Raw genomic sequence first — 21,667 nt, forward strand, 5'->3', positions numbered from 1 at the left:
CCGATGCGGCGCTCAGACGGCCGCCACGCGGCGCTTGCGGGCCGGCTTGCCGGAAGGCTGCGCCGGCGCGGGCGGAGCATCGGGGATGACGCCCGGCATTGCCACGGCGCGCAGCACGGTCTGCTGCATCACATCGCGCCAGTGCGATACCGCGGCCGGGCTCATCATGGGTTCGCCAAGGAAGGCGCTGAGCGTATGATGGTTCGAGTTGTAGAAGTAGCCGAGCGAGGCGATGACCATGTACACGTCGCGCGCGCCGGCGTCTGGCCGGAACAGGCCCACCGCCTTGCCGCGCGACAGGATGCCGTCGAGCACGGACAGCGCGTAGCTGGAAATATCGCGCAGCCGCACCGACTTGCGCGCGTGCTTGCCCTGGCTCATGTTCTCGCTGGTCAGGATCGCGACGAACTCCGGGTGCTCCAGGTAGTAGTGCCAGACGAAGTCAGTCAGTTGCGAGAGCGCGCGCACCGGATCGGCAGCGTCGAGTTCGCCTTCGAGTTTCTGCTCGGCTTCATTGAGCTGCAGGTAGATGGTCTCCAGCACTTCGACGAACAGCTTTTCCTTGCTGCCGAAGTAGTAGTAGATCATCCGGTCGTAGGTCTTCGCGAGCGTCGAAATCCGTTCGATGCGTCCGCCGTCGTAGCCGCGCTGCGCGAAGACCTTGATGGCCGCTTTCAGGATCCGGTCGCGGCTGTCCTGGGCCTGCCGGGCGCGCGTCCCGACTGCCGCGCGCTGGGTTGCGGTCTTGATGGTCATGTTGGATGGCTCGGCATGAGGTCTGTGTCTGGCAGGCAGTATAACGGTGGCATCGACGGTGTCGCCTGATGCAAGGCGGCAAAATTCAAGAGCTATGACAGCGACAATCCTCGATACCGTTCCCGAGGCTGAGGCCTCCACCCCGCGCGCGCAGCGCCTGGCGCTGCTGCAGGCCAGCGGCGTGCTGCTGGTGACGCGCGCCCCGCAGGCGGCGGCGCGTCCCGCGCCGGGCCAGCCGGGGGCCGCCTCGGACTATGTGCCGGCGCTGCCGGACATCTTCGTCGCCGTGCGCGATACCGGTGAGGTGCTGGCCTTCAACGGCCACGTCGACCTGGGCACCGGCATCCGCACGGCGCTGGCGCAGATCGTGGCGGAAGAACTCGATGTGCCGCTCGCGCGCGTGCGCATGGTGCTCGGCCATACGGAGGCCACGCCCAACCAGGGGCCGACCATTGCGAGCGCGTCGATCCAGATCTCCGCCATGCCGCTGCGGCGCGCGGCGGCACAGGCCCGTGCGTGGCTGCAGGCGCGCGCTGCGCAGCATTTGGGCGTGGCGCCGGAAATGCTGGAGGCCGACGATGGTGTGTTGCGCGTGAAAGGCGCGCCCGACGGCATCGGCTACGGGGCGCTGGTGGCCGGCGGACATGTCGAGTTGCCGCTGGCCGACGACGTGCAGACCAAGCCGGTCGAGGCTTACCGCATCGTCGGGCGTGGCGCGGGCCGCGTGGATATCCCCGACAAGGCGCGCGGCGTGCTGACGTTCGTGCATGACGTGCGCGTGCCCGGCATGCTTCATGGACGCGTTGTACGACCGCCGTACTCCGGCCGGGATGCAGGCGATTTTGTCGGAACCAGCTTGCTGGAAGTCGATCGCGATTCCTTGCGTGATGTGCCGGGGCTGGTCGATATCATCGTGCAGGGCGATTTCGTCGGCGTGGTGGCCGAACGCGAGGAGTACGCGATGTTGGCCGCGCGCCGCCTGCGCGTGCGCTGGAAGCCGGTGCCGCCGCTGCCGGCGCTTGATGATCCGGAGCCTGCGTTGCGCGCGAATCCGGCCAGGCGCCGTGATCTGCTGGTCGATGGCGAGATGCCGGCACCGGGAACCGGTACCACGCTCGAGCGCCATTTTGTCTGGCCCTATCAAATGCACGGCTCCATCGGTCCGTCATGCGCCGTCGCGGACTGGCGCGAAGATGGGCTGACCATATGGTCTGGTACGCAGAACCCGCATGTCTTGCGCATCGACCTGGCGCGGTTGTCAGGGCTTGGCGAGGACGGCATCGAGATCGTGCGCATGGAGGCCGCCGGTTGCTACGGCCGCAATTGTGCCGATGATGTCTGCGCCGACGCCGTGCTGCTGTCGCGCGCGGTGGGGCGTCCGGTGCGCGTGCAACTTTCGCGCGAACAGGAGCACCTGTGGGAGCCCAAGGGCGCAGCGCAACTGATGGACGTCAGCGCGACGCTGGGCGCCGGCGGCGAGTTGCTCGGCTATGACTTTGTCAGCCGCTATCCGTCCAACGATGCGCCGACGCTGGCACTGCTGCTGACTGGGCAGGTATCCAATGGGCCGCGCATGCTTGAGATGGGCGACCGCACCGCCGTGCCGCCCTACGCGTATGCGGGCCGCCGCATCGGCTGCGACGACACGCCTGCCATCGTGCGCGCGTCGTGGCTGCGCGGGGTTTCGGCATTGCCGAATACGTTCGCGCATGAGTGCATGATCGATGAACTGGCGGTGGAGGCTGACGCTGATCCGATCGACTTCCGGCTGCGGCATCTTCCGGATGATCGCGCGGCCGATCTGCTGCGCGCCGTGGCGCATGCGGCTGGCTGGCAGCGCGGCGCACGGGGCTCACGTGGCGTACCCGATGCGGACGGCAAGCTGCGCGGCCGTGGCGTGGCCTATGCGCGCTATATCCACAGCCGCTTTCCGGGCTTCGGCGCGGCGTGGTCCGCGTGGATACTTGATGTTTCGGTTGACGTGGCAACTGGGCAGATCGTCGTCGAGAAGATCGTCGTGGGCCAGGACACCGGCATGATGGTCAACCCGGACGGCGTGCGCCACCAGATCCACGGCAACGTGGTGCAGACGCTGAGCCGCGTGCTGAAGGAGCAAGTGCGCTTTGATGGCGCGGGTGTAGCCAGCCGCGAGTGGGGCGGTTATCCGCTGCTGACGTTCCCGGAGATTCCGCCGATCGAAGTGGTGCTGATGCCGAGGCAGTCGGAGCCGCCGTTGGGCGCGGGTGAGTCCGCGTCGCTGCCGGGGGCTCCTGCGATGGCCAATGCGTTGTTCGATGCGATGGGCGTTCGGTTGCGGCGGCCGCCGTTTGTGCCGGAGACGGTGCTGGCGGCGTCGGGCAACCGGCAGGGTTAGCAGACCGATTGTCTGCTCCCTCTCCCGCAAGCGGGAGAGGGAAGCATACCGGCGGCAGTACAAAGGCCTCCCCTCAACCCGCCCCGTTCCCCTCGTCGATCTCGCTCATCTTGCGCAGCAGGTAAGTCACCGCCACGCGCTCGGCCGGGTTCAGGTTGCCAAACGTCTGTTCGGAAATCTGCTTCGCAAACGGCACCGTCTCGTCGATCAATGCCAGCCCGCCAGCCGTCACCGTCACCACCACCTTGCGCCGGTCATTGGGGTCGTGGGATACCGCGACCAACTGGCGCGACTTCAATCGTTCGATGATGCCGCGCACCGTGGCCTGGTCGATCGCCGTGGCCCGCACCACTTCATTGAGCGAGCACGGTTGCCGGTCACGGACCGCGCAAAGCACGACAAACTGCGCGGCCGTGAGCTGCGAATCGGGAATGGTCTGCTGGAAGATGGCCACGTGGCGCTGGTATGCGCGGCGCAGCAAGTGGCCCACCTGTTCGGTGAAGTCGTAGCCGGGGTCGATGTTGCCGGCGGGCTGGTCGGAAGAGGAGGGCACGTCGATCGTGGTGCGATGGAAGGTGTGCCCCGAGTATACCGACGATGGCAGCGCAGGTGCGCCGGTGCCGGACCTTAATCGACGGTAATGGCCGCGCTCTTCGCCACCTTGCCGAAACGCTCGTATTCCTGCAGCGTCAGCGTCTGCAAGTCCGGCGCGCTGGAACCCTTCGGGTTGAAGCCGGCCTGCGTCAGCTTCTCGCGCACGTCCGCGCGCCCCAGCGCTTCGACGAAGGCCGCATTGAGTGCCTGCACCACGGGCGCGGGCAGGTTGGCCGGGCCATAGACGCCGAACCATGGTTCCACGGCATAGCCCGTCAGGCCGGCCTCGGCCAGCGTGGGCACGTCAGGCAGCGACGGCGAACGGCTCTTGCCAGCCACGGCCAGGGCGCGCAGCTTGCCCGACTGGATGTGCGGCAGCGAGGCCGGCAGGTTGTCGAACATCACGCCGATATGGCCGCCGAGCATGTCGTTGATGGCCGGGCTGCTGCCTTTATAGGGCACGTGAGTCAGTCCCGTATGCGTGGTCTGCGAGAACATCGCGCCGGCCAGGTGCATCGACGTGCCGGTGCCCGCGGTCGCGTATGTCAGGCCGGGGTGCGCCTTGGCATAGGCGATCAGTTCCGGCACGGTCTTGACGGGCAGCGACGGGCCGACTTCCAGCACGATGGTCGAAGTGCCGAGCAGGCTGATGGCGGTGAAGTCCTTGCGCGGGTCGAACGGCACCTGCTTGTAGATATGCGGATTCAGCGCATTGGTCGAGATCGCGCCGAAGCCGATGGTGTAGCCATCGGGCGCGGCCTTGGCCACGGCGTCCATGCCGATGTTGCCGCCCGCGCCGGGACGGTTCTCGATGACCACGGGCTGTCCCAGCTTCTCCGCGACGCGCTGGCCGACCGTGCGCGCGACGAGATCCGTCGTGCCGCCGGCAGCGTACGGGACGACAAAGCGGATCGGCTTGGCCGGGAAGGTATCGGCCGCGGCGGCGGCCAGCGGCAGGGTGCCCAGCGTGGCGGCCCCGAACGTCAGGGCGATCAGCGTGGCGCGGGGGCGAAGTGCAAGGCGTTGCGGCATGGTGCGGGAATCTCCTCTACGGGTTGTGTTGTTCTATGGCACCGGCACGGGAGGTCCGTGCGGAAGCGCCCATTGTAGGCAAATGCGGACTAGCAGAGGCATACCGGGCGGTAGGCCGATGCCCATGCTTCTTTTCGAATACAATCGTCCGGTTGTCTTTGCCGACCCAGCCGGCCAGGTTGCGGCGGCCGCCTCTCCACGTGAATTCCCCCGTGCCAGTTTCACCAAAATCTCTTGCCATGCCCGCTGCGCTGCCGTCGCCGCAGCGATCGGGGCTGGCCATCGCGGCCGTCGGCGCCGTGCTGTTTTCCGCCAAGGCCATCGTGGCCAAACTGATGTACCGCTACAGCGTGGATGCCGTCATGGTCATCACGCTGCGCATGCTGTTCGCCGTGCCGTTGTTCATGGCGATCGGCTGGTGGCAGTCGCGGCGCCTGCCGGCGCTGTCGTGGGCCGACCGTGGCCGCGTGGTGTTCCTCGGCTTCATCGGCTACTACCTGTCGAGCTTCATGGATTTCCTGGGGCTGCAATACATCACGGCAGGACTGGAACGGCTGATCCTGTTCCTGACGCCGTCGTTCGTGCTGCTGGCCACGGCGCTGATATTCCGCCGCCAGATCGCCGCGCGGCAATGGGTGTCGCTGCTGCTGGCCTATCTCGGCATCGTGCTGGTGTTCGCCCATGACCTGGATGTCAGCGGCCCCACGGTATGGCTGGGCGGGGCGCTGGTGCTGGGCAGTGCCTTGACGTATGGTATCTACCTGATTCTCAGCGGCGAGCTGGTGCAGCGCATCGGCTCGCTGCGGCTGGTGGCCTACGCGATGTGCGTGTCCACGGCCTGCTGCGTGCTGCAGTACCTGACGCTGGGCCGGCCCGTGGCCGAACTCGCGCAGCCGGCGCCGGTGATGTGGCTGTCACTCGTCAACGCGGTGTTCTGCACGGTGTTGCCCGTTTCGATGACGATGGTGGCCGTGGCCCGCATCGGCGCGCCGATGGCCTCGCAGGCCGGCATGATCGGACCGGTATCGACGCTGTTCCTGGCCTTCTGGCTGCTCGACGAACCCGTCAGCGGCGTGCAGCTGGGGGGCAGTGCACTGGTGCTGGGCGGAATGTACCTGTTGTCGGCGCGCAAGGCATGACCAGCGCGGCGACGCCGAACCTGAACGACAAACGACACAAGCAATAAGCGACAAGGAGAACGAGCGATGGATCTTGGACTGCGTGGCAAGCATGCACTGGTGTGCGGCGCGAGCAAGGGCCTGGGCTTTGCCTGCGCGGACGCGCTGGCGGCCGAAGGCGTCGATGTGGTAATCGTGGCGCGCGGCGCGGAGGCGCTGGAGAAGGCCGCGGCCGACCTGCGCGCGCGCCATGGGCGCCGCGTGGTCGCGGTGGCCACCGACATCACGAAGCCGGAAGGCCGCAAGGCCGCGCTCGATGCCGTGGCCAAGCTTGGCGATCTCGACATCCTCGTCAACAACGCGGGCGGCCCGCCCCCGGGCAATTTCCGCGACTGGGACCGCGACGCGTGGCTGGCCGCGCTCGACGCCAATATGCTCACGCCGATCGAGCTGATCAAGTCCACGGTCGACGGCATGATCGCGCGCAAGTGGGGCCGCATCATCAACATCACGAGCGGCGCGGTGAAGGCGCCGATCGACATACTGGGCTTGTCCAACGGCGCGCGCTCGGGCCTGACCGGCTTTATCGCCGGCCTGGCGCGCGAAGTCGCGCAGCATGGCGTGACCGTCAATAATCTGCTGCCGGGACCGTTCAATACCGATCGCCTGGCCAAGACCATGGAAGGCGCGGCGCAGAAGGCCAACCTGAGCATTGAGGAAATCGCGCAACGCCGCGCCGCGCAGAACCCGTCGCGCCGCTTCGGCGACCCCGCCGAGTTCGGCGCCACCTGCGCGTTCCTGTGCAGCCGCCAGGCCGCGTACATCACGGCACAGAACATCCTGCTCGACGGCGGCGCCTACCCCGGCACGTTCTGAACCCGGCGCGGCCCCGGCGATGGCCGCACTACTTACCCGCAGTCGCTTACCGCAACAAGGACCCTTGATGACCCGCCCACGTATCGCCCTGATTGCACACGACCACAAGAAAGACGACATCGTTGCGTTTGCCACGCGGCACCGCGAATTCCTTTCGCAGTGCGAACTGCTTGCGACCGGCACCACCGGTGGCCGCCTGATCGATGAAGTCGGGCTGGACGTGACGCGGATGCTGTCCGGGCCGTGGGGCGGTGACCTGCAGATCGGCGCGCAGCTGGCGGAAGGGCGCGTGCGCGCCGTGATCTTCCTGCGCGACCCGATGACGCCGCAGCCGCACGAACCCGATATCAACGCCCTGGTACGCGCCTGCGATGTGCATAACGTGCCATGCGCGACCAACGTCGCCACGGCGGACCTGGTGATCGCCGAGCTGTGCCGCGTCGAGGCAAAGGCCTGATCCCCAACCCCATCCAGCCTGACTGACAGGAGAATTGCAGATGACCAAAGCCATCCGGATCGAACAGACCGGCGGACCGGAAGTGATGCAGTGGGTCGACGTGGAGGTCGGCGAGCCAGGGCCCGGTGAAGTCCGTGTCCGCCATGAAGCGGTAGGGCTCAACTATATCGACGTCTACTTCCGCACCGGCCTCTACAAGCAGCCGCTGCCCGCCGGCCTGGGCATGGAAGGCGCCGGCGTGGTGGAGGCGGTGGGCGCGGGCGTGACCCACCTGAGCGCGGGGGATCGCGTGGCCTACGCGGGCCGTCCGACCGGCGCCTATGCGCAGGTGCGCGTGATGCCGGCCGATATCGTGGTGCGCCTGCCCGAGTCGATTTCCTTCGAGCAGGGCGCGGCGATGATGCTGCAGGGCCTGACGGTGCAGTACCTGATCCGCGACAGCTATCGCGTGCAGGCCGGCGACACCGTGCTGCTGCATGCCGCCGCCGGCGGCGTCGGGCTGATCGCGTGCCAGTGGCTCAAGGCGCTCGGCGTCACGGTGATCGGCACGGTGGGCAGCGACGAGAAGGCGGAACTGGCGCGCGCGCATGGCTGCACGCATACCGTGGTCTATACGCGCGAATCGTTCGTCGACAAGGTGAAGGAAGTCACCGGCGGCAAGGGCGTGCCGGCGGTGTATGACTCCATCGGCGCGGACACCTTCCGTGATTCGCTCGACTGCCTGGCGCCGCGCGGCACCATGGTGAGCTTCGGCAATGCTTCGGGGCCGGTGCCGCCGTTCGATATCTCGGTGCTTGGCAACAAGGGATCGCTGCGGCTGACGCGGCCCACCTTGATGACCTACGTGGTGCATCGCGAACTGCTGGAGCCGATGGTGGCGGACCTGTTCGATGCGGTCACCAGCGGCAAGGTGAAGATCGATATCCGCCAGCGCTATGCACTGGCTGATGTTGCGCAGGCGCACCGCGACCTGGAGTCGCGCAAGACGACGGGATCGACCATCCTGCTGCCGTACTGAGGCCGCCGCGGTTCCCGATGAAGATAGCCGCGGGCGGCGGGCTGCCGTCCGGGGCTTATTCTCTCGCCGCGCTCAGTGCGTCCGTACCGTGGTGGCGGTCGCCCGCGCTTCGGCCTGCCGCAGGATGTGCGGCGGCAGCCGCTTGAGCATCAAGTGCACCGCCAGCGGAATCAGCACAACGTCATCGACGATCCCCAGTCCGGCGATGAAATCAGGAATCAGATCGATCGGCGAGATCGCATAGAGAAACAGCCCAAAGGCCGCCGGCTTGAGCCAGGGCGGCGCATCCGGATGCCGCAGCGCATACCAGAACAGCCGGCCGTCGCGGCGCACCAGCGTCCACAGGGCCGAAAAACGCTTCCACATGAGAGGCCTCCTTCACATTGCGCACGCCAGCGAATGACGCGTGCACAGATAGCTTGGGCCGATCAAAGCGGCTTCAAGTTCCGAAGTAGACCGGGCTGAGGAAAGTGAGGAGGGGAGCGCCCCGGCAGCGCCGGGGCGGGCCCGCATGCCGTCATGGCATGCGGGCTGGCGATCAGCCCGGGATCTTGCCTTCGACGCCTTCGACGTAGAACTTCACGTTGTGCAGGAAGTTGTCGTCGGCGGTCTGGTCCTTGGCGACCTGTTCCTTGCCGGTGTTGTCCTTGATCGGACCCTTCCAGATCGGCGCGGAACCGTCGACGATGCCCTTCTTGCGCTCGGCAACGAGCGCCTTCACGTCCTCGGGCACGATCGTGTTGAAGTCCTTCAAGTCGATCATGCCTTCCTTCAGGCCCCACCACGTGGTGTCGCTCTTCCAGCGGTTGTTCAGCACGTCGTCCACCACCTTGTTGTAGTAGACGCCCCACTGGATTTCCGACGCGGCCAGGTGAGCCTTCTCGCCGAACTTGCTCATGTTGCTGTCCCAGCCAAACGCATACACGCCTTTCTCCTGCGCGGTCTGCACCACGGCGGCGGAGTCGGTGTTCTGCATCAGCATGTCCACGCCCTGGCCGATCAGCGTGGTGGCGGCTTCACGCTCCTTGCCCGGATCGAACCACTTGTTCACCCAGACCACCTTGACGGTCGCGTTCGGGTTGACGCTGCGCGCGCCCAGCGTGAACGAGTCGATATTGCGGATCACCTCGGGGATGGGAACCGAACCGACCACGCCCATCTTGCCCGACTTGCTCATCTTGCCGGCCACCACGCCTGCCAGGTAGGCGCCCTCATAGGTGCGCACGTCATACTGGCCCAGGTTTTCGGCGGTCTTGAAGCCGGTGGCGTGCTCGAACTTCACGTCCGGGAATTCCTTGGCGACCTTGAGCATCGACTCCATGTAGCCGAAGGTCGTGCCGAAGATCAGCTTGTTCCCCTGGCTGGCCAGGTCGCGGAACACGCGTTCGGCGTCGGCGGCGGATTCGGGCACGTTCTCGACGAAGGTGGTCTTGACCTTGTCGCCGAACTTCTCCTCCACGGCCTTGCGGCCGGCGTCGTGCGCGTACGTCCAGCCAGCGTCGCCCACCGGGCCGATGTAGACAAAGGCGACCTTGAGCGGCTCGGCCTTCTGTTCCGCAGCAGGCGCGGAGGCCGGCGCGGCGGTCTCGGCCGGCTTTTCGGCTTCTTTCTTGCCGCAGCCGGCTAGCGCCAGCAGGGCGGTGGCAGCCAGTGCCGCCAGGGTTTTCCTGCGCGTGACCATCATGATTTCTCCTTGTGATGAATTGTGTTGGCTTTCGAAGGCTCGTTGAATCAGGACTTGCGTTGCGGCATCAGGCACTGCCCGGACGGAATGGCTTGCCGAGCGAGGCGGGCATGTTCAGGCGGATCCAGGCCGGGTTGCGCGAGATCAGCGCCAGCACGACGATGGTGGCCGCGTACGGCAGCATCGACAGGAACTGCGACGGCACCGAGACGCCGATGCCCTGCAGGTAGAACTGCAGGATGGTTACGCCGCCAAACAGCCACGCGCCGACCAGCACGCGGCCCGGGCGCCAGGTGGCAAACGTGGTCAGCGCCAGCGCGATCCAGCCGCGGCCGGCCACCAGGTTCTCGACCCACATCGGCGTGTACACCAGCGACAGGTAAGCCCCGGCCAGGCCGCAGCAGGCGCCGCCGAACAGCAGCGCGCCGAAGCGGATGGTGCGTACCGGATAACCGAGCGCGTGCGCCGATTCCGGCGATTCGCCGATCGCGCGCAGCGTGAGCCCCGCGCGCGTGCGGAACAGGAACCACATGATCGCGAAGCACAGCAGCAGACTGAAATACACCATCCAGTGTTGCTGGAAGAACGCGGGACCGATGAATGGAATATCGGCCAGCCCGGGGATCGACCTGGCCTGCGCGGGCATGGCGTGGCCCACGAAGCGCTGGCCCATGAAGGCCGACAGGCCGGTGCCGAAGATCGACAGCGCCAGACCCGTGGCGACCTGATTGGTGGCCAGCACCAGCGCCAGCCACGAGAACAGCGCGGCCATCAGCATGCCGGCGACAGCGCCGGCGAGAAAGCCGAGCAGCGGCTGCTGCGTCTGGTAGCCGACCATGAAGCCGGCCACGGCTGCGACCAGCATCATGCCTTCGGCGCCGAGGTTCAGCACGCCGGAGCGTTCGTTGATGAGCAGGCCCAGCGCGGCCAGCAGCAGCGGCGTGCCGGCGTTGATCGCGGTGGCGATGAGGGGAGCGAGTTGTTCCATGTTCTTGTCTGCTCCGCTCAGGCTGCCGTGGCGCGCCAGCGCAGGCGGTTTTCGATAAGGGTGTCGCAGGCCAGCAGGAAGAACAGCAGCATGCCCTGGAACACCCAGCCGATCGCCGACGGCAGGCCCAGACGCGACTGCGCCATCTCGCCGCCGATGTAGAACAGCGACATCATGATGCCGCCGAACACGGTGCCGACCGGATGCAGGCGGCCAACGAACGCGACGATGATGGCCGTGAAGCCGTAGCCCGGCGAGATTGACGGCAGCAGCTGGCCGATCGGGCCCGTCACTTCGAACGCCCCGGCCAGGCCCGCGGTAGCGCCCGAGATCAGCAGCGCGTTCCACAGCGCGCTGCGCGACGAGAAGCCGGCATAGCGCGCCGCAGCCGGCGCGGTGCCGCCCACTTGAAGGCGGTAGCCGGCGAAGCTGCGGAACACGAACACCGTCATCACCGCGACCAGCACCAGCATCACGACGAAGCCCGCATGCAGGCGCGAGCCGGACATCAGGTTAGGCAGCAGGTATTCGGACGAGAATACCTTCGACTGCGGGAAGTTCATGCCGTTGGGGTCCTTCAACGGCCCGTTGACTACCCACAGCATCAACTGTTGCGCGATGTATGTGAGCATCAGCGAGACCAGGATCTCGTTGGCGTTGAAGCGGTCCTTGAGCAGCGCCGTGATCGACGCCCACGCCATGCCGCCGATCACGCCGGCTAGCGACGCCAGGATCAGCACCACGGTACCGTTGAGCGTCTGGCCCGGTACGTCGAAGAACAGCACCGTGGCGCCAGCGAAGATGCCGCCGGCAATGAGCTGCCCGTCCGCGCCGATATTCCACACGTTGGCGCGATAGCAGACCGAAAGGCCCAGCGCGCACAGCACCAGCGGCACGGTCTTGAGCAGGACTTCGCCAATCGCGCGCTTGTCGCGCAGCGGGTCGGCCAGGAACACCTTGAGCGCGGCCATCGGGTCCTTGCCGAGCGCCACGAACAGCAGCGCGCCGAACAGCAGCGTGAGCGCGAGGGCGATCACCGGCGAGGCATAGGCCATGTTCCGCGACGGCAGTCCGCGCGGCGCCAGCGTGAAGGGGGAGCGGGGCAGCAGCGAGCGCATTTCAGCCATGGCTGGTCACCTCCGCTGCCTGGGTGTCGCGCGCTTGCGCGGGGCCGCCTTCCCACAGGCCGCTCATCCACAGGCCGACCTGTTCGCGCGTCGCGGTCTCGGTCGGGATGGATGGCGACAGTTGGCCCTTGGCGATGACATGCAGCCGATCGCAGATGGCGAACAACTCATCAAGTTCTTCCGACACCACGAGGATGGCGCAGCCTGTGGCCTTGAGCGCCAGGATCTCGTTGTGGATCTGCGCGGCGGCGCCAACATCCACGCCCCAGGTCGGTTGCGCGACGATCAGCACCTTGGGGCCGCTTTCGATCTCGCGGCCGACGATGAACTTCTGCAGGTTGCCGCCGGACAGGCTGCGGGCCAGCGCGTCGGGCCCGCTTGCCTTCACACGGAAGCGGCTGATGATGGAAGCGGCCAGGCCGGTCGCGGCCTTTGGCGAGATCATGCCGCTGCGCACGTAAGGAGGCGTCTGGTGCGACAGCAGCGTATTCGCGGCCAGGCTCATGCCGGGCACCGCGCCGCGCCCGAGGCGCTCCTCCGGCACGAAGGCGAGCCCCGCGCGCCGGCGCTGGCGCGCATCGAGCCGGCCGGCCGGCTTGCCTGCCAGCTGCACCGACGCGGCATCCGCGCGCGTGTCTTCACCGGACAGCGCGGCCAGCAGTTCCTGCTGTCCGTTGCCCGATACGCCGGCAATGCCGACGATCTCGCCGGCATGCACATCGAGCGAGATCCGCTGCAGTTCGGTGGCGAACGCATGTGCGCGCGGCAGCGACAGTTGCTGCACGCTCAGGCGCACATCGCCGCGCTGCGCGGCCACCCGAGCTTCGCGCGGCGGCTCGCCGCCGATCATCAGGCGCGACAGCGACGCCGCGCTTTCCTGGCGCGGATCGCACACGCCCGTGACCTTGCCCATGCGCATCACGGTGGCGTGATGGCAGAGCGCGCGGATCTCGTCGAGCTTGTGGCTGATGTAGAGGATGCTCGTGCCCTCGGCCGCGAGCTGGCGCAGCGTGACGAACAGCGTTTCCACGGCCTGCGGCGTCAGCACCGAAGTTGGCTCGTCCAGGATCAGCAACTGCGGGTTGGCCAGCAGCGCGCGCACGATCTCGACGCGCTGCCGTTCGCCGACCGACAGCGTATGGACATGGCGGTTCGGTTCCAGCGGCAGCCCGTAGCGCTCGGCGGTGGCGCGGATGCGCTCGGCCAGCTGCTTCATGCTGCTGCCCGCGCCGTGCTGGCCGCCGGGCAGGCCCAGCGCGATGTTCTCGGTGACAGTCAGGGTGTCGAACAGCGAGAAGTGCTGGAACACCATGGCAATGCCCAGGTGGCGGGCATCGTGCGGACTGTTGATCGTGACCGGGGCCCCGTTGAAGCGGATCTCGCCGGCGTCCGGGCGGACCGCGCCGAAGATGATCTTCATCAGGGTGGATTTGCCGGCGCCGTTCTCGCCAAGGACGGCGTGGATTTCGCCGGGGGCGACGCTGAGGCTGATGTCATCGTTCGCGATGACGCCGGGATAGCGCTTGCTGATATGGGCTAGCGCCAGCCTGGGTGGGTTTTGTGGTGTCACTGAGGCGGCTCGGGTTGTTGTGGCAGCAACGTGGAAGGCAGTCAGTCAGCGGCAGTGCGTGGCGCAGGATCGCCGCGACGCAATGCAACATTCATCATGATTTCGTGATGCATGATATTGGGTACGAATTATATAAGTTCGCGGCACCGTGGCGACCGGCTTCCGGCGTTTGTCCAAGCGCCGCAACGGTTTGCGGTGGGTTGCAAGGTGCGTGCCGGGACGGGAAAGAAAAACCGCCGCGCTCCGGGTGGAGGGCGGCGGTTCGGGTTTGCCTGCAAGGCGGAAATGCTGGCGGCTTGCTCCCCCTCTCCCGCACGTGAGAGAGGGGAGACAACCGTTGCGTCGGTCAGGCCAGCATCACCCCCCCGAAGCCGCGGCGGTCGTCGCAAAACGCCCGTCGCGGAAATCCGCCAGCGTCTGGTAGATCTGCTCCTGCGTGTTCATTACGAACGGGCCGTACTGGGCGATCGGCTCGCCCAGCGGCTGGCCGGCGATCAGCAGGAAGTGCGCATCGGACTGCGCGTTGACGATGACGCCGTCGGCGTTGGCAGCGTTGTCCAGCACGCCCATGCGCTGCGACTCGAGTTCCGCCTTTTCGCTGCCTTCACCGATCGACACCTCTCCGCGGTACACATAGACGAAAGCGTTGTGCCCGGCCGGCAGCGCCTGCCGGAACTGCTGGCCGGCGGGCAGGTGCACGTCAAGGTAGAGCGGCTGCGTCACCGGCCGCGTCACCGCGCCGGCCACGCCGTGCGAGGCGCCTGCCAGTACGCGCACCGTGCCGCCGTTGTCCAGCGCCACCGTCGGAATGGCGTCAGCGGGCATGTCGCGATACCACGGCGCGGTCATCTTGTCGGCAGCCGGCAGGTTCAGCCAGAGCTGGAAGCCTTCCATGCGGCCGTCTTCCTGCTCGGGCATTTCCGAGTGCACCACGCCGGCACCGGCCACCATCCACTGGGCGCCGCCGTTCTGCAGCAGGCCCTCGTTCCCGGCGCTGTCGCGGTGACGCATGCGGCCGGCCAGCATATAGGTGATGGTCTCGAAGCCGCGGTGCGGGTGGTCGGGGAAGCCGCCGATGTAGTCATCCTTGCTATCGGTGCCGAAGGCGTCGAGCATCAGGAACGGGTCCAGCCGGCGCTGCAGGTTCTGCGTCAGCACGCGCGTCAGCTTGACGCCGGCGCCGTCCGAGGTGGCAATGCCGCGCACGACACGATCGACGGCGCGCGAACGCTGCACGGATTCCTGTGCGGTGGCCGGAACGGTGGGGATAGGGGTGCGGGTTTCCATGATTCTTTCTCCAGTTGGCGGGCGGCGGGCGGGGCGTTGCTGTTGCCGTCATCCGGGCCGCATCGTGTTCAGCTACCCCACCAATGTAGAGGTTTGGTCGCGAAAGAGTAGAGGGCGCATAGGCAACAGATTGTTCTATCCGGATGCCCAATCCGCATAGATTCGAGCCGCTGGTATTAACGATCGCATCCGCGTTTTCGCCAAATACCCGAGGTCCTCGGGCAGCCTTGCGAAATGCTTGAAAAGCCGCTGCGAAAGGCTGCAAGACAGGCCGAAATGACAAGATCGATGAAGATGGGTATAATAGCGCTCTCTTTGTCTTCCGTTGCTGTGGATTGACTCGTCTGGCGCCCCCGCCAGGCCTTGTCTGGCAACGGCCAATGCATTCGGCGGCGCGTCGACTACCTCACTTTTTGCGCCGCCTTGGCCACCCGGCTTCTGGTCCTGCTTCTGGTCCATAACCACCCCGGGTGCGCCGCTTCAGGGACCCGCTGGCCCAAGGCCCGCGGCATCCCGTCAATCGGACTTCGCGCCCATGGTGTGGAAGCCCAAAAGCCCGTCCGCTGGCAATCGTGCCGGTCATGGCGGCAATGCAATCTGAACCGGGACGGCGGCGCCCCACTGTCACGACCGCCTTGCCCATTTTGTTTTCCGCGTGCGGAAAGTGGTGCTTTATCCCCTTTCGATTCGCGGGTAGGGGAACTATGCCAAAGCAATCCGTGCGGGTGTTCGCGTGGGGATGCCTGACCGTGCTGGCGCTGGGCGGAGTCGTTGCCTGGATCGGCCCGGAGGTCATCCGCCAGCATCAGGATCGCCTGCTTTACGACTTGGCCGACCACCTGCGGCTGGTCGCATTTTCGATGGCGCTCGCGCTGGCCACCGGCATTCCTGCCGGCATCGCGCTGAGCCGCCCGTGCATGCGCCGATGGGCGGACCGGCTGATGCAGGTCTTCAACGTCGGCAACACGGTGCCGTCGCTTGCGGTGCTTGCGCTCGCGCTCGCCGTGCTGGGCATCGGCGAGCGGCCCGCCATCCTCGCGCTATGGCTCGCGTCGCTGCTGCCCGTCGTGCGCAACACCTACGAAGGCCTGCGCACAGTTTCGCCCACGCTACTCGAAGCCGCGCGTGGCATCGGCATGACGCCGGGCCAGCGGCTGATGCGCGTGGAACTGCCGAACGCGCTGCCGGTGATGCTGGCGGGCATCCGCATCAGCCTGGTGATCAACGTGGGCACCGTGCCGCTGTCGTTCCTGATCGGCGCCAACAGCCTGGGCGATCTGATCTTCCCGGGCATCTACCTGAACAACCAGTCGCTGCTGCTGCTGGGCGCCGCCGCCACCGCGCTGCTGGCGCTGGCGCTCGACGCGCTCTTTGCCGGCGCCGGCAATCTGTATCTGCGCCGGCGCGGCCTGGCGCGATGAACGGCGGCCGAAAGGAGAAACAAGAACCGATGGAACCGAAACGAGACCGCGAACGCCGCGCTTTCTGGGCCTTCATGGTGGTGGGCACCGTGCTAGCCGCCGTGCTGCTGGGCTCCGCGCCGGCCCGCGCGCAAGCGCCCGCCGCCGCGCCGGCAACCGATGCCGCGCCGGTGCGCGTGGGCGGCAAGAATTTCACCGAGCAACTGATCCTGTCGTCGATGACGTCGCAGTACCTGCGCGCCAAGGGCATCGGCACCGAACTGACCGCGGGCCTGGGCAGCACGCTGATGCGCCAGGCGCTGGAGAGCGGCCAGCTCGACGTGGTGTGGGACTACACCGGCACCGCCCTGATCGTCTTCAACAAGGTCGAGGAAAAGCTCGACGCCAAAGAGAGCTATGCCCGCGTGAAGAAGCTGGATGCAGCGCGCGGCCTGGTGTGGCTGGAGCCGTCGGGCATCAACAACACCTATGCGCTGGCCATGCCGAAGGCCCGTGCGCAGGCGGCTGGCGGCACCACGCTGTCGGCCTATGCGGAGATGATGCGCAAGGGCGGCCAGGATGCACAGCATCCTTTTGCGGTCGACATGGAATTCGCAGCGCGCCCGGACGGCCTGGAACCGCTGAAAGCCAAGTACAAGCTGCCGTTCACGCGCCGTGACGTGATCCAGCTCGACCCGGGCCTGGTCTACACGGCGCTCAAGAACAACCAGGTCGACCTCGGCCTGGTGTACACGACCGATGGCCGCGTGAAGGGCTTCGAACTCGTGCTGCTCGAAGACGATCTGCATTTCTTCCCGGACTACAGCGCGGTGCCCGTGGTGCGGCAGGCCGCGCTGGACAAGCACCCCGAACTCGCCACGCTGCTCGACGCACTGGCGGCAAAGCTCGACAACGCGTCGATGACCGACATGAACTACCGGGTGGACATCGGCCAGCAGCCGGTGGACAAGGTGGCGGCAGAATTCCTGCGCAGCCATGGCCTGATCTGAGGAGGCGCGCATGGACTTGCTGCCCTACCTTCACCATAGCTGGCCGACGCTGCTGAAGCTCACCGCCGAACACCTGGCGCTGGTCGGCACGGCCGTGGGCATGGCGATCCTGATCGGCGTGCCGCTGGGCATCGCCATCACGCGTTTCCGCTGGCTGGCCACGCCGCTGCTGACGCTGGCGACGATCGTGCTGACGCTGCCGTCGATCGCGCTGTTCGGCCTGATGATCCCGATCTTCGCGCGCTTCGGGCACGCGCTCGGCTACGTGCCCGCCGTGACCGCGGTGTTCCTGTACTCGCTGCTGCCGATCATGCGCAACACCTATACCGCGCTGGCCAATATCGACCCGGGCATCCAGGAAGCCGGGCGCGGCATCGGCATGACGACGTGGCAGCGCATGCGCCACGTCGACCTGCCGCTGGCCGTGCCGGTGATCCTGGGCGGCGTGCGCACGGCCGTGGTGATGAATATTGGCGTAGCGACCATTGCGGCCATCATCGGCGCGGGTGGCCTTGGGGTGCTGATCCTGCAGGCGATCAGCCAGAGCAATATGAGCAAGCTGGCCGTGGGCGCGGTCCTGGTCAGCGTGCTCGCCATCGTGGCGGATGCCTTCCTGCAATGGCTGCAGAAGGTGCTGACGCCAAAAGGAATCCGACTATGATCGAACTCGACCGACTGACCAAGGCCTTCCCGCAAAAAGACGGCACCGAAGTGCGGGCAGTGGATGCTGTCTCGCTGACGGTGCCGCGCGGGGAAATCTGCGTGTTCCTGGGGCCGTCCGGCTGCGGCAAGACCACCACGCTGAAGATGATCAACCGGCTGATCGAGCCGACCTCCGGCACCGTGCGCATCGATGGCGAGGACACCGTCGGCATCGACGGCGTGGCGCTGCGCCGCAAGATCGGCTACGTGATCCAGCAGATCGGCCTGTTCCCGAACATGACGATTGAAGAGAACATCATGGTGGTGCCGCGCATGCTGGGCTGGAACAAGCGCCGCTGCCGCGAGCGCGCGCGCGAGCTGATGTCGATGGTGCAGCTCGATCCAAACCGCATGCTGTCGCGCTATCCGCGCGAACTGTCGGGCGGGCAGCAGCAGCGCATCGGCGTGATCCGCGCGCTCGCGGCCGACGCGCCGGTGCTGCTGATGGACGAGCCCTTCGGCGCGGTCGACCCGATCAACCGCGAAAGCATCCAGAACGAATTCCTGCAGATGCAGCGCCAGCTCGGCAAGACCGTGATCATGGTCTCGCACGATATCGACGAGGCCATCAAGCTGGCAAGCAAGGTGGCGGTGTTCCGGCGCGGCAAGCTGGTGCAGTTCGACCATCCGGATGCGCTGCTGGCGCACCCGGCGGATGAGTTCGTGCAGGCCTTTGTCGGCCATGACAACACGCTCAAGCGCCTGCTGCTCGTGAGCGCCGGCGATGCGGCGACGATGCCGCCGACCTGCCGGCCGGACATGGCGCTATCCGAAGCGTTTGGCGTGATGGACGACGCCGACGTGCGCCACTTGCCGGTGGTCGACGACGCGCAGCGTGCGCTGGGCTACGTCACGCGCCGCGATGCCCGCGCGGGCAACGGCCGCTGCAGCGACGCGATGCGTGCGTTCCCCGCCACGGCGACGTCCGACGAGCACCTTCGCATCCTGCTGTCGCGCATGTACCAGCACAACACGAGCTGGCTGCCGGTGGTGGATGCCGACGGCGCCTACCTTGGCGAAGTGACGCAGGATTCGATCGCGGGCTACCTCAGCTCGGGACGTTCGCGCGGGAGCGCGCCGGTCATCCAGTTGCCGACGGAACCGCTGCGCGCCGCGGCGTGAGGACAGCCGCGGTTAGCGCTATGCTGGCGCCATGGTCCGTTACTGCCGCTCCCCGCTCTGCCTGATGATCGAAACCCGCTGGCTGGTGCCGCGCGGGTTTGACGGCTTTACGCCGGGGCCGCTGATCCTGCTGCGGCCCGGCGCCAGCCACGCGCTGATCGAGCATGAGAAGGTGCATGTGCGCCAGTTCTGGCGCAGCTGGGGTTTGATGGGCGTGCTCTATCTGCTGAGCCGGAGCTGGCGGCTGCGCTACGAGGTCGAGGCCTATCGCGAGCAGTTGCGGCACAGCCCGCCGGGCGCAGCACGTGCGCTGGCGCGCGTGCTGGCCACCAAGTATCGGCTCAAGATCACGGAAGACGACGCGTACTGGCTGCTGACGGCGAGCGAATGAAGCTCAGGCTGCCACCGTAGCGGCTGCAGCCTGCCGCCGGAAGCTGAGCGTAAAGCGCGTCTTGCCACCCGCGGACTGCACGGCGATGGTGCCTCCATGCGCGGCCATGATCGCGCGCGTGATCGACAACCCCAGCCCCACGCTGTCCGAGTCCGGACGGACCCTTGATTTGTCGCCGCGCGAGAAGCGGTCGAAGATTACGGGCAGCAAGTCCGCGCGGATCTCCTGGCCGTCGTTCTCAACCGCAATCGTCACCCCGCCGGCATCGTTATCGATTTCCACCGCGATGCCGCCACCCGGCGGCGTATAGCGCAGGGCATTGGACAGCAGGTTGCTGAGCGCGCGGCGCAGCATCAGCCGGTCGCCGACGAAGTGCCCGTCGCCGCGCGTCGACAGGCGCACGCGCTTGTCTTCGGCCAGTGCGTCATAGAACTCGAACAAGGCATGGACTTCGACCGCCGCGTCGATCGGCTCGGCGCAGGGCAGGGTGAGGCCGTGTTCCATCTGGGCCAGGTACAGCATGTCCGACACCATGCGCGTCAGGCGCTGGAATTCTTCGGCATTCGATGCCAGCACATCGCGGTACTTCTCCACCGTGCGCGGTTGCGAGAGCACGACGTGCGTCTGCGTCATCAGGTTGGTCAGCGGCGTGCGCAGTTCATGCGCAAGGTCGGACGAGAATTCGGAGAGTCGCCCGAAGTCGCGCTGCAAGCGCTCCAGCATGGCGTTCAGCGTCGCCGCAAGATCAGCCATTTCCACTGGGACGGCTTCCACCGGCATGCGCGCGTCGAGCTTGTGCGCGGTCACGGCGCGTGCGCGCGTGGCCATGGTGCGCAGCGGCGCCAGCCCGCGCCGGGCGGCCCACCAGCCGAGCAGGCCGCTGGCCAGCGCGGCCAGCGCGATGTAGAAGACCAGCGAACGACGGAACGCGCGCATGAAGTGCGCATGGATTTCGGTGTCCATGCCGACCACGATGGTCAGCGGCGCCGGCCATCCGCCCGCAGCCGGCACGGTGGTGCGCAGGCCGCGGTAGTGCTTGCCATCCTGTTCCCAGGCAAAGCTGTCGCGCCCGGCCGGCAGGACCGAGGCGGTCCCAAGGGCGGCCTGGAAATCTAAGCCATGGCTCGTGTACAAGGTCTGGCCATCGGCCGCAGTGACGTGGGCGATGAACCCGGGATGGTGTTCCAGCGCCACGGCCAGCCGTTCGGGCACCGATGCGGAGGCATTCTCGGCGGCGATCCGCTCGATCAGCCGGACGTTGTCGCCGAGGCTCGCAAAATCCTCTTCCGCGAAATGCCGGTCCATGGCCGTCGCGATCAGGATGCCCAGGCCCAGCAGCACGCTGGCCGACGACAGGCAGAACAGCGCGGTCAGGCGCGTCGTCAGCGAGAAGCGCCGCATCACGCCATGTCCTCCGGGTCTTCGAGCACGTAGCCCATGCCGCGCACGGTCTGGATCAGCTTGGTGCCGAAATCGTCGTCGATCTTGGCGCGCAGGCGGCGGATGGCCACGTCGATGACATTGCTGTCGCTGTCGAAGTTCATGTCCCACACCTGCGACGCGATCAGCGAGCGCGGCAGCACCTCGCCGCGCCGGCGCACCAGCAGTTCGAGCAGCGAGAACTCCTTGCTGGTCAGCACGATGCGGCGCCCGCCGCGCGATGCGCGCCGGCGCGCCAGGTCCAGCACCAGGTCGCCGACCTGCACGCGGTCCACGCTGACCTGCGCGCTGCCACGCCGCAGCAGCGTGCGCACGCGTGCCAGCAGTTCGGCAAAGGCAAACGGCTTGACCAGGTAGTCGTCCGCACCAAGCTCTAGCCCCTTGACGCGGTCGGCCACGCTGTCGCGGGCGGTCAGGAACAGCACCGGCACGTGGTTGTCGGCCGCGCGAAGTGTCTGCAGGATGCGCCAGCCATCCACGTCGGGCAGCATCACGTCGAGGATGATGAGGTCGTAGGCTTCGCTCATGGCCAGGTGGTGGCCGTCCAGCCCGTTGGCGGCCAGATCCACCACGAAGCCCGCCTCGGTCAGGCCTTGCCGGAGGTATTCACCGGTCTTGGCCTCGTCTTCCACTACCAGCAGTTTCATCAGCGCTTTCCTTGTTGCCCGCCGCGCACCGCACGCCGCTGGCGAACGGCGACTGTAGCCGAGGGCAATGAACA

Annotated in this window: 21 protein-coding genes; 10 read left to right on the top strand and 11 right to left on the bottom strand. The window is 66.9% G+C overall.

Features of this window, described 5'->3' with window-relative positions:
* Positions 1 to 12 precede the first annotated feature (12 nt).
* Complete coding sequence (locus ACIGJC_RS04300; RefSeq protein WP_483710787.1) at positions 13 to 756, bottom strand: TetR/AcrR family transcriptional regulator; 744 nt, start codon at positions 754 to 756, stop codon at positions 13 to 15.
* 94 nt (positions 757 to 850) lie between these two features.
* On the opposite strand from ACIGJC_RS04300, the gene ACIGJC_RS04305 reads away from it, so the two are divergent.
* Entirely contained in the window at positions 851 to 3,130 is a 2,280-nt protein-coding gene (locus ACIGJC_RS04305; protein ID WP_483710788.1) for a xanthine dehydrogenase family protein molybdopterin-binding subunit, read from the top strand.
* A gap of 73 nt (positions 3,131 to 3,203) precedes the next feature.
* On the opposite strand, the gene ACIGJC_RS04310 is transcribed toward ACIGJC_RS04305, so the two are convergent.
* The gene (locus ACIGJC_RS04310; RefSeq protein WP_483710789.1) at positions 3,204 to 3,683 is read right to left on the bottom strand and encodes a MarR family winged helix-turn-helix transcriptional regulator; all 480 of its coding nucleotides are present in this window, start codon (positions 3,681 to 3,683) and stop codon (positions 3,204 to 3,206) included.
* Positions 3,684 to 3,757: 74 nt separating this feature from the next.
* On the bottom strand, positions 3,758 to 4,756 hold the full coding sequence (locus ACIGJC_RS04315; protein ID WP_483710790.1) for a Bug family tripartite tricarboxylate transporter substrate binding protein: 999 nt from the start codon (positions 4,754 to 4,756) through the stop codon (positions 3,758 to 3,760).
* A 239-nt stretch (positions 4,757 to 4,995) separates the two neighbouring features.
* On the opposite strand from ACIGJC_RS04315, the gene ACIGJC_RS04320 reads away from it, so the two are divergent.
* The 4 genes from ACIGJC_RS04320 to ACIGJC_RS04335 all read left to right on the top strand — a co-directional run bounded on the left by ACIGJC_RS04320 (position 4,996) and on the right by ACIGJC_RS04335 (position 8,225).
* Entirely contained in the window at positions 4,996 to 5,895 is a 900-nt protein-coding gene (locus ACIGJC_RS04320) for a DMT family transporter (protein ID WP_483710791.1), read from the top strand.
* Positions 5,896 to 5,961: 66 nt separating this feature from the next.
* Positions 5,962 to 6,750 (top strand): SDR family oxidoreductase, encoded by a 789-nt coding sequence (locus ACIGJC_RS04325; protein WP_483710792.1) that lies wholly within the window; start codon positions 5,962 to 5,964, stop codon positions 6,748 to 6,750.
* A 67-nt stretch (positions 6,751 to 6,817) separates the two neighbouring features.
* The gene (locus tag ACIGJC_RS04330; protein ID WP_483710793.1) at positions 6,818 to 7,207 is read left to right on the top strand and encodes a methylglyoxal synthase; all 390 of its coding nucleotides are present in this window, start codon (positions 6,818 to 6,820) and stop codon (positions 7,205 to 7,207) included.
* A 40-nt stretch (positions 7,208 to 7,247) separates the two neighbouring features.
* Positions 7,248 to 8,225, top strand: a complete 978-nt coding sequence (locus ACIGJC_RS04335; RefSeq protein WP_483710794.1) for a quinone oxidoreductase family protein — start codon at positions 7,248 to 7,250, stop codon at positions 8,223 to 8,225.
* A gap of 72 nt (positions 8,226 to 8,297) precedes the next feature.
* Here the strand turns inward: ACIGJC_RS04335 and ACIGJC_RS04340 are convergent, their stop codons facing one another.
* The 6 genes from ACIGJC_RS04340 to ACIGJC_RS04365 all read right to left on the bottom strand — a co-directional run bounded on the left by ACIGJC_RS04340 (position 8,298) and on the right by ACIGJC_RS04365 (position 14,881).
* Positions 8,298 to 8,591, bottom strand: a complete 294-nt coding sequence (locus ACIGJC_RS04340) for a YkvA family protein (RefSeq protein WP_483710795.1) — start codon at positions 8,589 to 8,591, stop codon at positions 8,298 to 8,300.
* Positions 8,592 to 8,763: 172 nt separating this feature from the next.
* Positions 8,764 to 9,909 (bottom strand): BMP family ABC transporter substrate-binding protein, encoded by a 1,146-nt coding sequence (locus ACIGJC_RS04345; RefSeq protein ID WP_483710796.1) that lies wholly within the window; start codon positions 9,907 to 9,909, stop codon positions 8,764 to 8,766.
* A 67-nt stretch (positions 9,910 to 9,976) separates the two neighbouring features.
* Positions 9,977 to 10,897, bottom strand: a complete 921-nt coding sequence (locus tag ACIGJC_RS04350) for an ABC transporter permease (protein WP_483710797.1) — start codon at positions 10,895 to 10,897, stop codon at positions 9,977 to 9,979.
* Positions 10,898 to 10,914: 17 nt separating this feature from the next.
* On the bottom strand, positions 10,915 to 12,024 hold the full coding sequence (locus ACIGJC_RS04355; protein WP_483710798.1) for an ABC transporter permease: 1,110 nt from the start codon (positions 12,022 to 12,024) through the stop codon (positions 10,915 to 10,917).
* Positions 12,017 to 13,594: an ABC transporter ATP-binding protein gene (locus ACIGJC_RS04360; RefSeq protein ID WP_483710799.1), complete on the bottom strand. Its 1,578-nt coding sequence runs from the start codon at positions 13,592 to 13,594 to the stop codon at positions 12,017 to 12,019. Before ACIGJC_RS04360 ends, ACIGJC_RS04355 begins: the two co-directional genes overlap by 8 nt.
* Before the next feature lie 357 nt (positions 13,595 to 13,951).
* The gene (locus ACIGJC_RS04365; protein ID WP_483710800.1) at positions 13,952 to 14,881 is read right to left on the bottom strand and encodes a pirin family protein; all 930 of its coding nucleotides are present in this window, start codon (positions 14,879 to 14,881) and stop codon (positions 13,952 to 13,954) included.
* Between the two features lie 704 nt (positions 14,882 to 15,585).
* Here ACIGJC_RS04365 and ACIGJC_RS04370 point away from each other — a divergent pair.
* The 5 genes from ACIGJC_RS04370 to ACIGJC_RS04390 are packed head-to-tail and all read left to right on the top strand — an operon-like array spanning position 15,586 to position 19,506.
* Positions 15,586 to 16,302: an ABC transporter permease gene (locus ACIGJC_RS04370; protein WP_483710801.1), complete on the top strand. Its 717-nt coding sequence runs from the start codon at positions 15,586 to 15,588 to the stop codon at positions 16,300 to 16,302.
* Between the two features lie 29 nt (positions 16,303 to 16,331).
* A complete protein-coding gene (locus ACIGJC_RS04375; RefSeq protein ID WP_483710802.1) occupies positions 16,332 to 17,291 on the top strand; it encodes a glycine betaine ABC transporter substrate-binding protein in 960 nt (319 codons plus the stop codon).
* Between the two features lie 10 nt (positions 17,292 to 17,301).
* Positions 17,302 to 17,952 carry an ABC transporter permease gene (locus tag ACIGJC_RS04380; RefSeq protein WP_483710803.1) on the top strand — a complete coding sequence of 217 codons (651 nt, stop codon included), beginning with the start codon at positions 17,302 to 17,304 and terminating at the stop codon, positions 17,950 to 17,952.
* Entirely contained in the window at positions 17,949 to 19,115 is a 1,167-nt protein-coding gene (locus ACIGJC_RS04385) for an osmoprotectant ABC transporter ATP-binding protein OsmV (protein ID WP_483710804.1), read from the top strand. Before ACIGJC_RS04380 ends, ACIGJC_RS04385 begins: the two co-directional genes overlap by 4 nt.
* 31 nt (positions 19,116 to 19,146) lie before the next feature.
* Positions 19,147 to 19,506, top strand: coding sequence for a hypothetical protein (locus tag ACIGJC_RS04390; protein WP_483710805.1), 360 nt, complete (start codon positions 19,147 to 19,149; stop codon positions 19,504 to 19,506).
* A 3-nt stretch (positions 19,507 to 19,509) separates the two neighbouring features.
* Here the strand turns inward: ACIGJC_RS04390 and ACIGJC_RS04395 are convergent, their stop codons facing one another.
* On the bottom strand, positions 19,510 to 20,907 hold the full coding sequence (locus ACIGJC_RS04395; RefSeq protein ID WP_483710806.1) for a heavy metal sensor histidine kinase: 1,398 nt from the start codon (positions 20,905 to 20,907) through the stop codon (positions 19,510 to 19,512).
* Entirely contained in the window at positions 20,907 to 21,593 is a 687-nt protein-coding gene (locus ACIGJC_RS04400; RefSeq protein WP_483710807.1) for a heavy metal response regulator transcription factor, read from the bottom strand. Before ACIGJC_RS04400 ends, ACIGJC_RS04395 begins: the two co-directional genes overlap by 1 nt.
* Between the last annotated feature and the right edge of the window lie 74 nt (positions 21,594 to 21,667).

This window comes from Cupriavidus sp. C3SS-1 (assembly GCF_057073755.1).